General features: G+C 67.5%; 7 protein-coding genes and 1 pseudogene. 4 read left to right on the top strand and 4 right to left on the bottom strand.

Annotated elements, in window-relative coordinates; genetic code table 11:
• The first annotated feature begins 23 nt into the window (after window positions 1-23).
• Together hmpA and BMY22_RS09385 are read left to right on the top strand one after the other, a co-directional pair.
• Entirely contained in the window at window positions 24-1,202 is a 1,179-nt protein-coding gene (gene hmpA / locus BMY22_RS09390; protein WP_090621454.1) for an NO-inducible flavohemoprotein, read from the top strand.
• A 115-nt stretch (window positions 1,203-1,317) separates the two neighbouring features.
• Complete coding sequence (locus BMY22_RS09385) at window positions 1,318-2,136, top strand: formate/nitrite transporter family protein (RefSeq protein ID WP_090621452.1); 819 nt, start codon at window positions 1,318-1,320, stop codon at window positions 2,134-2,136.
• Window positions 2,137-2,209: 73 nt separating this feature from the next.
• Here BMY22_RS09385 and BMY22_RS09380 read toward each other — a convergent pair whose 3' ends face one another.
• The 3 genes from BMY22_RS09380 to BMY22_RS09365 all read right to left on the bottom strand — a co-directional run bounded on the left by BMY22_RS09380 (window position 2,210) and on the right by BMY22_RS09365 (window position 10,202).
• The gene (locus BMY22_RS09380; protein ID WP_208599256.1) at window positions 2,210-3,529 is read right to left on the bottom strand and encodes an MFS transporter; all 1,320 of its coding nucleotides are present in this window, start codon (window positions 3,527-3,529) and stop codon (window positions 2,210-2,212) included.
• A gap of 829 nt (window positions 3,530-4,358) precedes the next feature.
• Entirely contained in the window at window positions 4,359-7,343 is a 2,985-nt protein-coding gene (locus BMY22_RS25200) for a glycosyl hydrolase family 28-related protein (protein ID WP_090621449.1), read from the bottom strand.
• A gap of 267 nt (window positions 7,344-7,610) precedes the next feature.
• Window positions 7,611-10,202, bottom strand: coding sequence for a glycosyl hydrolase family 28-related protein (locus BMY22_RS09365; RefSeq protein ID WP_090621447.1), 2,592 nt, complete (start codon window positions 10,200-10,202; stop codon window positions 7,611-7,613).
• A gap of 621 nt (window positions 10,203-10,823) precedes the next feature.
• Between BMY22_RS09365 and BMY22_RS09360 the strand changes: the two are divergent.
• Window positions 10,824-12,221, top strand: a pseudogene (locus BMY22_RS09360) (right-handed parallel beta-helix repeat-containing protein); the annotation flags it as partial.
• A gap of 162 nt (window positions 12,222-12,383) precedes the next feature.
• On the opposite strand, the gene BMY22_RS09355 reads toward BMY22_RS09360, so the two are convergent.
• On the bottom strand, window positions 12,384-13,169 hold the full coding sequence (locus BMY22_RS09355) for an IclR family transcriptional regulator (protein WP_090621443.1): 786 nt from the start codon (window positions 13,167-13,169) through the stop codon (window positions 12,384-12,386).
• Between the two features lie 227 nt (window positions 13,170-13,396).
• Here BMY22_RS09355 and BMY22_RS09350 point away from each other — a divergent pair, with 227 nt between their 5' ends.
• Window positions 13,397-14,548 carry an efflux RND transporter periplasmic adaptor subunit gene (locus tag BMY22_RS09350; protein ID WP_090621442.1) on the top strand — a complete coding sequence of 384 codons (1,152 nt, stop codon included), beginning with the start codon at window positions 13,397-13,399 and terminating at the stop codon, window positions 14,546-14,548.
• The last annotated feature ends 3 nt before the right edge of the window (window positions 14,549-14,551 follow it).

Raw genomic sequence — 14,551 nt, 5'->3', positions numbered from 1 at the left:
AAGTACCGTTACAGGAGTCGCCCATGCTGACCGATCAACAACGCGCCATCGTCAAGGCCACCGTGCCGCTGCTGGAAACCGGCGGCGAAGCCCTGACCCGCCACTTCTACCGGATCATGCTCGCCGAGTACCCCGAAGTGCGCCCGCTGTTCAACCAGGCCCACCAGGCCAGCGGCGAGCAGCCGCGGGCGCTGGCCGGCGCCGTGCTGATGTACGCCCGGCACATCGACCGCCTGGAGGCGCTCGGCCCGCTGGTCGGACAGATCGTCAACAAGCACGTCTCGCTGCAGGTGCTGCCGGAGCACTACCCGATCGTCGGCGCCTGCCTGCTGCGCGCGATCCGCGAGGTGCTCGGCGAAGAGATCGCCACCGACGCGGTGCTCGACGCCTGGGGCGCGGCCTACGGGATGCTCGCCGGGCTGCTGATCGGCGCCGAGGAAGCGGCCTACGCCGCCAACGCCGCCGCACCGGGCGGCTGGCGCGGGGCGCGGGCGTTCCGCGTGGCGCGCAAGGTGGTGGAGAGCGAGGAAATCGTCTCCTTCCACCTGCGCCCGGCGGACGGCGGCGCCCTGCCGGCCTTCCTGCCCGGCCAGTACATCGGCCTGCGCCTGCTCCTCGACGGCGAGGAAGTGCGCCGCAACTACTCGCTGTCGGCGGCGTCGAACGGCGAGGAATACCGCATCAGCGTCAAGCGCCACGCCGAGGGCCGGGTCTCCCGCCACCTGCACGAGCAGGTCCGCGAAGGCGACCGCCTGGAACTCTTCCCGCCGGCCGGCGAGTTCGTCCTCGATGCGTCGGACAAGCCGCTGGTGCTGATCGGCGCCGGCGTCGGCGTCACCCCGCTGCTGGCCATGCTGGAAGCGGCGCTGCCCGGCGGCCGGCCGATCCGCTTCATCCACTGCGCGCGCCACGGCGGCGTACAGGCCTTCCGCCAGCAGATCGAGGCGCTGGCCGCGCGGCATCCGCAGCTCAAGCCGTTCTTCTGCTACAGCGAGCCGCGCGCCGAGGACCGCGCCGACGCCAGCGGCCGGCTCGACGCGCAGCGCCTGGCCGCCTGGCTGCCGGCGGAGCGCAACCTGCAGGCCTACTTCCTCGGCCCGCAGCCGTTCATGGCCCAGGTCAAGCGGCAACTGCGCGAACTCGGCGTACCGCAAGCACAGTGCCACTACGAGTTCTTCGGCCCGGCGCAGGCGCTGGACTGACGCCGCCTGCAGGCGCTGCCGGCGCGAGCCGGCGGCGCCCGGTGGACAGGCCAAAGCCATCCCCTCTAGAGTGCGGCCTCTGCCGACGCCGGGTCGGCACAGCGGACCCTCTCTCATGGCTCAGGAACACCTCTTCGGCGAAGCCTACCAGCCGGCGCAGATCGCCCGGCGGATCGAAGGCATGGGCGTCGCGAAAGCCCGCGCCGACGCCCTCACCGTGCTGGTGCTGGCGGTGCTCGCCGGTGCCTTCGTCTCCCTGGGCGCCCTGCTCTACACCGTGGTACTCAGCGAAAGCGGCCTGGGCCTCGGCCCCTCCCGGCTGCTCGGCGGCCTGAGCTTCTGCCTAGGCCTGGTGCTGGTGGTGATCGGCGGCGCCGAACTGTTCACCGGCAACAACCTGCTGGCGATGGCCTGGGCGAGCCGGCTGATCGACAGCCGCGCGGTGCTGCGCAACTGGGTGCTGGTCTACCTGGGCAACGTGGTCGGCTGCCTGGGCACCGTGCTGCTGGTGGTCTGGGCGGGCACCGCCGGCCTGGGCGACGGCGCGGTGGGCGAAATGGCGCTGAAGATCGCCCACGGCAAGGCGCAACTCGGCCTCGGCGCAGCCTTCGCCCGCGGCATCCTGTGCAACGCCCTGGTGTGCCTGGCGACCTGGCTGGCGATGGCCGGGCGCAGCGTGACCGACAAGATCCTCGCCATCCTCTTTCCGATCGCCGCCTTCGTCGCCCTTGGCTTCGAGCACTCGATCGCCAACTGGTTCTTCCTGCCGTTCGGGCTGGTGCTGGACGGCCAGGGCACGCTGTCGCTCGCCGGCGTCGCCGGCAACCTGCTCGCGGTGACCGCCGGCAACCTGGTCGGCGGCACCCTGCTGGTCGCCGGCATGTACTGGCTGGCCTACCTGCGCGGCGACGACGGACAAGCGCGCCCGTCCTGAGCCATCGCCCGCCTGCTCGAGCCGCAAAAGCGAAGGGGGCCCGAAGGCCCCCCTTGCTGTGCGCGAACGGCTATCAGGCTTCGAGCTTGCGTGGCGCCATGAAGAACATCCAGGTCAGCGCCAGGAAGTACATGCTCGGGATGGCGATGAACAACACGGCGTAGTTGTTGTTGGTGGCGGTCAGCACGTAGCCGACGAGCTGGGTCATGAACATGCCGCCGATCGCCGCGCACATGCCGCCGAAGCCGAACACCGAACTCATCAGGTGCTTGGGCGTGTAGTCCATCACCAGGCTCCAGATGTTGGCGGTCCAGGCCTGGTGCGCACCGACGGCCAGGGAAATCGCCAGCACCGCGATCCACAGGCCGCTGGCATTGGCGGCGAACACCACCGAGCAGATGCAGGTGGCGAAAAGCAGCATCGACAGCAGACGCGCGCGGATCGCATTCATCCCGCGACCGATCAGGAAGGAGGAGAGGATACCGCCGCCGATGCTGCCGAAGTCGGCGGTCAGCCAGATGACCATCAGCGGGATGCCCATCTGGGTGACGCTGATGCCCAGGCTGTACTGCTGGTTGAGGAACGGCGGCAGCCAGTACAGGTAGAACCAGAACACCGGCGCGGTGATCATGTAGGCCCCGGCGAAGGCCCAGGTGCCGCGCCGACCCAGGATGCTCGCCAGAGACGCCTTGGCCGGCTCGGGCTCGACTTCCTTCTGGATATAGGCCAGTTCGCCCGGCTTGACGGTCGGGTGCTCTTCCGGGTTGTAGTACTTCAGGGCCCAGAACACCACCCAGACCAGACCCAGAGAGGCCATGGCGACGAAGGCGGCCTGCCAGCCCCAGACGCTGAGGATCAGCGGCAGCAGCGCGGGGGTGAGCATCGCGCCGACGTTGGTGCCGGCGTTGAAGATGCCGGTGGCCAGGGCGCGCTCGCCGGCCGGGAACCACAGGCGGGTGGTTTTCACGCAGGCCGGGTAGTTGGCCGCCTCGGTCAGGCCGAGGATGAAGCGGCAGACCATGAAGCCAACCGCGGAGGTCGCCAGGCCATGGGCGCCGGTGGCCAGGCTCCAAAGCAGCACGGCGAAGAAGAAGGCGCGCTTGACGCCGACCTTGTCGATGAAGCGGCCCTGCAGGAAGAAGCCGACGGCGTAGCCGACCTGGAACCAGAAGTTGATGTTGGCGTAGTCCATGGTGGACCAGCTCATCTCCTTGGCCAGGATCGGCTGCATCACGCCCAGGGCGGCACGGTCGATGTAGTTCAGGGTGGTGGCGAAGAACACCAGGGCGAGCATGCCCCAACGTACCTTGCCGACGGCGAGGGCGGCACGGATCTTGGTGCCGACCGAGTCATGGACCGATGCAGAGGGTCCGGCAGCCATAGGTGTAGCCATGGAATTACCTTGCGAAGTGAACATTTTCAGTAGCCATCCGTTCAGGGACCAGGAGCGCAGCTGCCCGGTCGAACCTCTTTCGTGCCCCAGTAATGCCGGCGGAGCCAAGCGTCCTTTTCCGGGCGTGCAACGGGCCATCCGGCCTGCCGGCGGGAATGCTCGGAATTACTGGTTGCGGTGAGTGGCGCGGGTTCAGCGGAAAACGATCGGGTCGCGACTAGACCAAAGAATGACGACGCAGGCGGCGCGAATGCCGTTGGAGCGGGATACCCGCACGGGCATGGCGAGGAAGAACGCAGGCTTGGCGGAATTGAACTATGCACATGAGCGTTTACCAATCTTGAAGTTGTTATGGTGTGGTGGGCTCTGGTTGCCCGACGAGTCGGCCTGCAACCTGACGACAATCTTGGACAGTGCTCAAAAAAGCGTCAATCGACTAACCGGGCTTCTGGTCGATAACCGAACAGAACTAACCATCCGGTACATTTTGCCACCGATCCGTGCCCAGACCTGTCCTCGGCGTCACGATCATATCAGTCTGCGCCACGGCCCCTGCGCGGCACAGCGACGGAGAGGGGGATCGCCCGGTGCAGACACGGCACCCGGCGGCGGGCCGGACGATCAACGCGCCAGCGCCGTTGCGCACGGACAGCCGGCAGCCGAGCGGCTTCTTCAGACTGGATTTTATACACACGCGCCGACCACCCACCGGGATGGGCGGCGGCGAGAAACGCTCCGGAGGATCGAGATCCGTCGAGGCCTGCCGGAAAAAGAGGAAGGATCGGCGGGACGCCATCCGCTTTCGCCGGACAGCGCCCCCCGTGCCGCCTCAGGCGGCGACCGGCTCGGACTGCGGGGTGCCGATCGCCTCGAGTTCGGGGGTGGAGGCGAAGATGAAGTCGTCCGCGGAAAGCTGGTCGACGTGATTGCCCTCCAGGGCGATCTCGAAGCGGTTGCCCTCGGCGTCGCCGTCGAGGTCCTTGAGGTAGGTCTTGGTGCCGGCATCGTTCAGCACCACCGCGAGGGTGCCGCCGTAGCCGTCGCCCAGACCGCTGTAGCCCAGGGCGGAGAGGTCGATGAGGTCGGCGCCGTGGGTAAAGTCGCCGATGCTGTCGGTGCCGTTCACCCCGCTGGTGTAATTGCGGAAGCTGTCGAGTGGGTCGCTGAAACGGAAGACGTCGTCGCCGCTGCCGCCGATCAGGGTGTCGCGGCCGGCACCGCCGTCGAAGATGTCGTTGCCGGCCCCGCCATCCAGATTGTCCTGCCCGGCTCCGCCGAGCAGTTCCTCGGCCGCGCTGCTGCCGACGATCGTATCGTCGGACTCGCTGCCGCTCAGCACGGCCCGCTCGTCGAAGATCAGGTTGGCTTCGCCCAGCGTGCCGTGGTTGCCGTTCAGGGCGACCTCGAAGCGCTCGCCCTCGGCATTCGCCTCGAAGCTCTTCAGGTAGGTCCGCGTGCCGGCGCTGTTCACCTGCACGGCCAAGGTGCCGTCGTAGCCGTCGCCCAGGCCGCTGAAGCCGAGGCCGGAGAGGTCGATGCGGTCGCTGGCCTGGTCGAAGTCGACGATCAGGTCGTTGAAGGTCGAACTGGCCGTACGGTAGCTGTCGGTCAGCTCGCTGAAGCGGAACACGTCCGCCCCGCCGCCGCCGCTCAGGGTATCGCGCCCGCCGCCGCCGTGGAGGGTTTCGTCGGCGTCCGTGCCGGCCAGCGTATCGTTGCCGGTCGTGCCCTCGAGAAGCAGCGGCCCGCCGGGCGCGGCGAAGACGAAGTGCTCGGCGCCGAGCAGCCCCTGGTAGTTGCCGTCGAGGGAGAGTTCGAAGCGGTAGCCGCTGGCGTCGCTCTCGTAGCTCTTCAGGTAGGTACGGTCGCCGGCGCTGTTGAGCACCACGGCGAGGGTGCCGTTGTAGCCGTCGCCGAGGCCGGAAAAGCCCAGCGCGGAAACGTCGAGGCGATCCTCGGCCAGGTCGAAATCGACGACGCGGTCGACCTGGTTGTCGGGGCTGTCGTAGTTGCGCTGGCTGTCGGAGCGCGCGTCGAAACGGAAGATGTCCGCCCCGGCGCCACCGGTGAGGGTATCGCGCCCGGCGCCGCCGACCAGCAGGTCGTTGCCGCCGGCGCCGTCGAGGTTGTCGTTGCCGGCGTAACCGAGCAGCGTCTCGGCGGACGAGGTGCCGAGCAGCGCATCGTCGCCCGCGCTGCCCTCGATGGCGGCACGCTCGAAGAGCAGGTTGTCGGCAGTCAGCAGGCCGGTGAGGTTGCCCTCCAGGGCGACCTCGAAGCGCCGGCCTTCGGCATCCGCCTCGAGGCTCTTCAGATAGGTGCGGCTGCCGTCGGCGTTGGTCTGCAGCAGCAGGGTGCCGTTGTAGCCGTCGCCCAGGCCGGAAAAGCCCAGTTCGGAGAGGTCGAGGCGGTCCTTGGCCGGGTCGAAGTCGACGATCAGGTCGTTGAAGCTGGCGCTGGCGGTGCGGTAGCTGTCCTCGCGGGCGGAGAAGCGGAACACGTCGGCGCCCTCGCCGCCGGTCAGGTTGTCGCGCCCGGCGCCGCCGTCGAGGATGTCGTTGCCGGCGCCGCCGTCCAGGCGGTCGTTGCCGGCCCCGCCGAGGACCAGCTCGTGGGCGTCGCTGCCGGTCAGCACGTCGTTGCCGTCGGTCCCCTCGATCGTCGCCTGCTGGCCGGTTCCGGGCTGGTCGGAAACCGTCGAGTGGGCGCCCTGGAGCAGCACGGCATCGCCCAGCACGCCGTCGATGCTGTTGTCGTAGAGGCTGCTGTAGTCGGTGCCGTCGTTGCGCTCCTGAATGCCGTAGGTGGAGTTGGCCGAGCCGCTGATGACGTTGCCTTCGATCCAGGTGTTGACCGTCGCGTAGAAGTTGCCGGAAACCCCGGCGGTATCGTCGTAGGACTGCAGGGTGATTTCGGGATAGCCCCCGTTCTGCGCGTTGTCGTGGATCTGATTGTCGAGGATCTGCACCTCCTGGGCGCCGTAGACGCGTACGCCCGAGGAGCCGTTGCCGTAGATCTCGGCATCCTGCACGGTGACGTTGTTGCTCAGCTTGATCAGCACGCCCTCGAGACCGTTGTCGTAGTAGGAACCGCCCTCGATGAGGATGTTGGCGGGGTGGGCAAGGTCGTACGAGCCGCGCTGCACCACCACGCCGGCGCCACCGTTGCCGTAGGCGACGTTGTTGCTCAGGACGAAGTCGTGGGTGCTGGTGACGACGTTGAAGCCGTGGCGGTCGTTGTCGTAGGAGACGTTGTTCTCGAACACCCCGTCGATCTGGAAGTCGGCGACGAAGCCGTCGAGGCCGTTGTCGTGGGCGACGCTGTCGCGGATCGTCAGGTTGATGGTCTGCTCGTGGGGATCGAAGCCGTAGCCGGACATCTCGCGGATTTCCACCCGCTCCAGGGTGACGTCGCGGTCGGCGCCCTCCTGGCCGGGGATGTAACCGTTGAACCAGCCGTCGACCTTGCCGGTGGTGTTGTCGCGGTTGCCGTCGAGGGTCAGGTCGCTCATGCCGAAGTTGCTGGTTTCCTCGCCGTAGGCCGAGCGGACCAGGCCGGTGATCTTCTGGTCCGAGCCGTCGACCAGCTTGATCACCGTCTCGCCCATCCCGGCGCCGACCAGATAGACATTGCTCTTGAGCATCAGGCAACCGTCGGAGGGCTCCTCGCCGCCGCTGACCCGGTATTCGCCGGCCGGCAGATAGACGGTGCCGCCGCCCGCCATCCAGGCGGCATCGATCGCCGCCTGGATGGCGGCCGTATCGTCGCTGACGCCATCGCCCAGCGCCCCGTAATCTTTAACATTGAAATCCATCTGCCCGCTTCCCGATCCAGTGATGTGCAGCCGGACGCTGCGTGAGAAATGGAGGAGGAAAAGTCGACTGTGCGAACAAGTCTTTCCCGTCTCCGGCTTGGACGCGACTGCACGGCCCGGCTCGCCGGCGCCGGTAAGGCGCGCGGGCGAAACAGCCGACTGCGTTGTTGCCGGATGAGACTGGCGGGGGATTCTTTAGTTCGCCCGGCCCCGGGCGAGTGCGGGGCCGTCCGGAGCCGGGCAGGCGGGCCGCAGCGGCCCGTTGCGTCAGGCCGCCAGGTCGGTCGGGGTGCCGGCGCTGCCGAGCACTTCCAGTTCGCTGACGGTGAAGGCGATGTCGGCCTCGGAGAGGCTGTCGGAGTAGTTGCCGTCGAGAGCGATCTCGAAGTGGTTGCCTTGGGCGTCGGCCTCGCGGTCCTTGAGGTAGGTCCGGGTGCCGTCCGCGTTCAGCAGCAGGATGAGGGTACCGTCGTGGCCGTTGCCCAGACCGCTGTAACCAAGGGCGGAGAGGTCGAGGAGGTCGGTGCCGACGGTGAAATCGACGATGTCGTCGACCTGGCCGGTCCCGGCAGCGTAGTTGCGGGAGCTGTCCAGGCGGTCGGCGAAGCGGAAAATGTCCGCACCGCTGCCGCCGGTCAGGGTGTCGCGACCGAGGCCGCCGTCGAGCAGGTCGTCGCCCGCGCCGCCGTCGAGCAGGTCGCGTCCCGCTCCGCCGAGCAGCTCTTCGGCCGCCGCGCCGCCGGAAAGCCGGTCGCCGCCGCTGCTGCCGTTCAGGGTCTGGCGCCCGTCGAGGATCAGCTGCTGTTCGCCCAGACTAGAGAAGTCGCCCTCCAGGGCGATCTCGAAGCGTCGGCCGTCGGCATCCTCGTCGAAGTTCTTCAGGTAGGTGCGGTTGCTCGCGCTGTCGAGCCACAGCTGCAGGGTGCCGTCGTGGCCGTCGCCCAGACCGCTGAAGCCCAGTCCGGAGAGGTCGATGCGATCCTTGGCCGGGTCGAAGTCGGCGATCAGGTCGCTGAAACTGTCGCTCGCGGTGCGGTAGCTGTCGGTCAGCGACTCGACGCTAAAGACGTCCGCCCCCTCGCCGCCGGCCAGGTGGTCGCGCCCCCGACCGCCGGACAGGTTGTCGGCGCCGGCGCCGCCGTTCAGCAGATCGTCGCCCCCGCCGCCCGCCAGGCTGTCGCCGCCGCCGGCACCGTCGAGGGTTTCCGCGGCCGATGTGCCGAGCAGGGTGTCGTTGCCCTCGCCGCCGGCGATGGCGCGGCGCGCGAAGATCACGTTGTCGGCGTCCAGCAGGCCGGTCTGGTTGCCTTGCAGGGCGAGCACGAAGCGCCGGCCGTCGGCGTCGGCTTCGTAGCTCTTCAGGTAGGTGCGGCTACCGTCGCTGCTGGCCAACACCGCCAGGGTGCCGTTGTAGCCGTCGCCCAGACCGCTGAAGCCGAGTCCGGCGAGGTCGACGCGATCCTGACGGGCATCGAAATCGACGATCAGATCGGTGAAGTTGCTGCTGGCGGTGTGGTAGCTGTCGCCGATCGCCGTGAAGCGGAACAGGTCGGCGCCCTCGCCTCCGGTCAGCCGGTCGCGGCCGGCGCCGCCTTCGAGGATGTCGTCGCCGGACGCGCCGTCCAGGTAATCGTTGCCGCTGGCGCCGAGGAGCAGGTCGCCGGCCGAAGTGCCGGTCAGCGTATCGTCGCCGCCGCCGCCCTCGATCAGCTGTGCCGAGCCGCCGGACGACTCGCTGAAGGTCGAGTGTTCGCCGCCGAGCAGCACCGTGCCGCGCTGGGTACCGCTGATGCTGTTGTCGCTGACGGTGCTGTAGTCGGTGCCGTCGGTACGCTCCAGCACGCCGTAGGTGGAGTTGGCCGAGCCGACGATGGTGTTGCCCTGCACCGTGGCGTTCAGCGTCTCGTAGTAGTTGCCGGACGCCCCGCCGGTATCGTCGTAGGCATCCAGGAGTACTTCGGCATTGGCGCCGTTCTGCGCATTGTCGTGAATGTCGTTGTCGAGGATCTGCACGTTCTCGGCGCCCTGCACGCGCACCCCGGCCGCGCCGTTGTTGTAGATCTCGGCGCCCTGCAGGGTGACGTCGGTGCTCATCTTGATCAGCACACCCTCCCCGCCGTTGTCGTGGAAGGCCCCCCCCTCGACCTGGATGTTGTAGGGCAAAGGCCGGTCTTCCGAGTTGCGTTGGATCACCAGGCCGTTGGCGCCGTTGCCATAGGCGACGTTGTTGCGAAAAACGATGTCGTGGCTGCTGGTGGTGAGATTGAAGCCGTGGCGGCCGTTGCCGTAGGAGACGTTGTTCTCGAAGGTGCCGTCGATCTGGAAGTCGCCGACGAAGCCGTCCTTGCCGTTGTCGTGGGCGACGCTGTCGCGGATCGTCAGGTTGATGGTCTGCTCGTGGGGGTCGAAGGCATAGCGAGACACCTCGCGGATTTCCACCCGTTCGGCGGTGACGTTGTAGTCGGCGCCGTCCACCTCGGGAATGTAGCCGGTGTAGAAGCCGTCGACCTCGCCTTCGGTGTGGTCCTGGTTGCCGTCGAGCGTCAGGTCGCTGATCCCGTAGTCGTGGGTCTCCTCGCCGTTGGCCGAGCGGATGATGCCGGTGAGTTTCTGGTCCCAGCCGTCGACCAGCTTGATCACCGTCTCGCCCATCCCGGCGCCGACGATATGCACGTTGCTCTTGATGATCAGCGCGCCGTCGGAGGCCTCGTCGCCGCCGCTGACCCGGTACTCGCCGGCCTCCAGGCGAACGGTGCCGCCCCCGGCCTTGTAGGCGGCATCGATCGCCGCCTGGATGGCGTCCGTGTCATCCGTTTGTCCATCTCCTTTTGCACCAAAATCCTTGACATTGAACTCCATCTACTTCGCTTCCGTATGCAAATTGCGCAGCCGAGCGCTTTTGAGGGAAGTGAGACGAGGAAATGCCGACTGCCCGAACAAGCATTCCCTGCCTCCGGCATCGTCGCGACTGTTCGACCCTGCGCCCGAAGCGCGTCCGAGCGCTCCCTGAATGGGCATGGGAAAATGCTCGGCGGAAAGGCCGACGCGGTGCCGTTCGCCTAGACTGACGAACTAATATTTAGTTCTTTATGGAATTATGAATTTATTTTTAATAATTGACATGCATCACGAAAACGCACTCCAAAACCCGCCTCAATCGCTCGGCAGGCCTTGTCCCATCAGCATTTCGGTACGTTCGTACTCGTAAAAACCATCCGCTTTTCTTTCCCAGGGGGCATGTGCCGCCCATCGCTTCCTCGCGAACCAATCATTGGCACGCCAGTCCCACCCCCCGGTACCGCGTCGGCCTGATCTCCCGGAGCGTTTTTCCATGCCCTTCGCAAGCGCCCGGAAGCGCTTCGGGCGCAGAGGTCGAACAGTCGCGACGATGCCGGGGGCAGGGCAAGGCCAGCCGGCATTTCCCGCCTCGACTCCTTCAAACCGCGCTCGGCTGCGCATTCAGTATACGGAAGCGAGTAGATGGATTTCGATGTCAAGGATTTTGGTGCAAAGGGTGATGGCAAGACCGACGATACGGATGCCATCCAGGCGGCGATAGACGCCGCCTACAAGGCCGGGGGCGGCACCGTTCGCCTGTCGGCCGGCGAGTACCGGGTCAGCGGCGGCGACGAGGCCTCCGACGGCGCGCTGATGATCAAGAGCAACGTGCATATCGTCGGCGCCGGGATGGGCGAGACGGTGATCAAGCTGGTCGACGGCTGGGACCAGAAGCTCACCGGCATCATCCGTTCGAAGAATGGCGAGGAGACCCACGACTACGGGATCAGCGACCTGACCATCGACGGCAACCAGGATCACACCTCGGGCGAGGTCGACGGCTTCTACACCGGCTACATTCCCCGCAAGGACGGCGCCGACTACAACATCACCGCCGAGCGGGTGGAGATCCGCGAAGTGTCGCGCTACGGCTTCGACCCCCACGAGCAGACCATCAACCTGACGATCCGCGACAGCGTCGCCCACGACAACGGCAAGGACGGCTTCGTCGGCGACTTCCAGATCGACGGCACCTTCGAGAACAACCTCTCCTACGACAACGGCCGCCACGGCTTCAACATTGTCACCAGCAGCCACAACATCCTCCTGCGCGACAACGTCGCCTACGGCAACGGCGCCAATGGCCTGGTGGTCCAGCGCGGCTCGGAAGACATCGAGCATCCCTACAACATCCAGATCGAGGGCGGTTCCTACCACGACAACGGCGAGGAAGGCGTACTGATCAAGATGACCAGCAACGCCAGCCTGCAGGGCGCCGAGGTCTACGGCAACGACGCGGCCGGGGTGCGCGTGCGCGGCGTCGACGGCGTGCAACTCCTCGACAACGACATTCACGACAATGCGCAGGGCGGCGGCAAGGCGGAAATCGTCCTGGAGGACTACGACGACCACGACGGGGTGTCCGGCAACTACTACGAGACGCTGAACGCCACAGTGCAGGGCAACCGCGTCGACGGCGCGGCGCAACTGCTCAGCAGCGAGGGGCGCGACCTGCTCGACGGCGCGGCGGGCAACGACCTGCTCGACGGCGGCGCCGGGCGCGACACCCTGAGCGGCGGCGGCGGTGCCGACACCTTCCGCTTCGCCGACCGCCAGGACAGCTTCCGCAACTACGAGGGCGACACCAGCCGGGTCGACGACATCGTCGACTTCACCCCGGGCGCCGACCTCATCGATCTCTCCGGGCTCGGCTACAGCGGCCTGGGCAATGGTCACGACGGCACCCTCGCCCTGCTGCTGAACGAGGACGGCACCAAGACCTACCTCAAGGACCGCGAGGCCGACGCCGGGGGCAACCACTTCGAGATCGCCCTCGACGGCAACCTCGTCGACAGCCTCTCGGAGGCCGACATCGCCTTCGACGCCACCCAACTCGAACTGCTCGGCACCACCGACCTGCAGGCCTGAGCCGCCAGCCCGGCCCCGCGCAGCCCCCTTGCGCAGGGGCCGGGTTCTGCCGCTCCGCCCGCGGCAGCGAAACCATTCCCTTCGCCACGCCCGACGGATAGCGCCTGCCGCCGCTCAGCGCCGGCAGGCGGCGCGGCCGATCGCCCGTTCGATGTCGCGCTTGCAGGCCAGCAGCGCCTCGCGGATCGCCTCGATGTGCCGGGCGGCGCGCGCCGCGGGCAGCACCACGGAGATCGCATAGCAGCCCAGGTAGGTGTCCAGGGACACCGAGCCGCCGCTGATGCCTTCGCTGCACTCCTCGTGGTCGAAGGTGAAGCCGCTCTTGCGGATCTCCGCCAGCTCGGCCAGCAGGGCCGGCAGGTCGCGGGTGTGGCGGGTCATCAGCGGCAGCGGATCGGGCAACAGCGCACGCACCTCGTCGTCGCCGAGGCCGGCCAGCAGCACCTTGCCGGCCGAGGTCGAATGCATGGGCGCGAAGGCGCCGATGGGAAAGACCACGCGCAGATCGCGCTCGGCGACGATGCGGTCGAGCACGTGGATCTTCTCGCCGGCCCGCTTGGACAGGGCCACCGACTCCTGCAGCCGGTTCGACAGGCACTCCAGATAGGGCCGCACCAGGGAAATGATGTCGGTCTGGGTCTGGTGGACCAGTTGCCCCAGCGCTGCGCCCAGGCGAAAGCCGCCGCTGGGACCGAGGGCCTCGACCAGGTATTCGGCCTCCAGTGCGCAGACGATGCGCTGCACCGTGGAGCGCGGCAACCCCACCGCCTGGGCGATGGCCGCCAGGCTGAGCCCCTGGGGATGCTCGCTCAGGGTGCGCATGATCGCCGCGGCGCGGGCGATTACCTGGATGCCGCCCTGTTTGCTGTCGTCGCCGCTTTCCGGCTCTTGTCTGCTCATCGCTGGCTACTCGTCAAAATCATCGCGGCCCCTCCGTCCGCACAACCCCGGCGCGGAATCGTCGAATCGACCATCCCTGCCGCTCCTCCCTGGACCGGCCGGCATTTTCTCGTCTGTCACAGGTTTTTACGAATCCACTATTACCCCGCAAAAACCACCTAATGATACACTGCACCGCAATACGGTACAAAAATCCTCCTTCCCCCTTTCGTCAGGAGACCCGCCCCGTGAAACGCAGAGCGCCGTTCCCCTTCATCCAAAGCCTGCCGCTGGCCGCAATCCTGCTGCTGGCGGCGTGCAAGGAGGCCGAGCAGGCGGCCGCCCCCGCACCCCCGCCCGCAGAAGTCGGCGTGTATACCGTGCAGGCCCAGCCGCTGACCCTGACCACCGACCTGCCGGGCCGCACCTCGGCCTTCCGCGTCGCCGAAGTCCGCCCGCAGGTCGGCGGCATCCTCCAGGAGCGCCTGTTCACCGAAGGCAGCGAGGTGAAGAAAGGCCAGCCGCTCTACCAGATCGACCCGCGCACCTACGAGGCGGAAGTGGCCCGCAGCGAAGCCAACCTGGCCAACGCCGAGAACCTCGCCAGGCGCTACGAGCGCCTGCTGCAGACCAGCGCGGTCAGCCGCCAGCAGTACGACGACGCCATCTCCGCCCTGAAGCAGGCCCAGGCCGAGGTGCGGGTCCGGCGCATCGACGTGCAGTACACCAAGGTGCTGGCGCCGATCAGCGGACGCATCGGCCGCTCCACCATCACCGAAGGCGCGCTGGTCACTACCGGCCAGACCCAGGCGCTGGCCACGGTGCACCAGCTCGACCCGATCTACGTCGACGTCACCCAGCCGATCGTCCGCCTCCTCGAACTGCGCAGCGCGCTGGAGTCCGGCCGCCTGCAGAGCAGCGGCAAGGACCAGGCCGAGGTCAGCCTGACCCTGGAGGACGGCAGCGTCTATCCGCTGACCGGCACCCTGAAGTTCTCCGAGGTCAACGTCGACCAGGGCACCGGCTCGGTGACCCTGCGCGCGGTGTTTCCCAACCCCGAGCGCAAGCTGCTGCCCGGCATGTTCGTCCACGCCCAGCTCAAGGAAGGCGTGCAGCAGAACGCCATCCTGGTCCCGCAGCAGGCGGTCATTCGCGATGTCCGCGGCGTCGCCACCGCCTGGGTGGTCAAGCCGGACAACAGCGTCGAGCTGCGCGAACTGGAAACCCTGCGCACCGTGGGTAACGCCTGGCTGATCGGCAAGGGCCTGGCCGGCGGCGAGCGGATCGTCGTCGAAGGCACCCAGCGGGTGCGCGGCGGCGCCACGGTCAAGCCGGTCGAGGCCGGCAACGTCAACCTGGTCGCCGACTTCGCCCCGGCCACCGGCCAAGGGGGACGCTGAGCC

It is taken from the genome of Azotobacter beijerinckii (assembly GCF_900110885.1).
GTDB classification, from domain to species: domain Bacteria; phylum Pseudomonadota; class Gammaproteobacteria; order Pseudomonadales; family Pseudomonadaceae; genus Azotobacter; species Azotobacter beijerinckii.
This window is presented reverse-complemented; position numbering and strand designations above follow the sequence as displayed.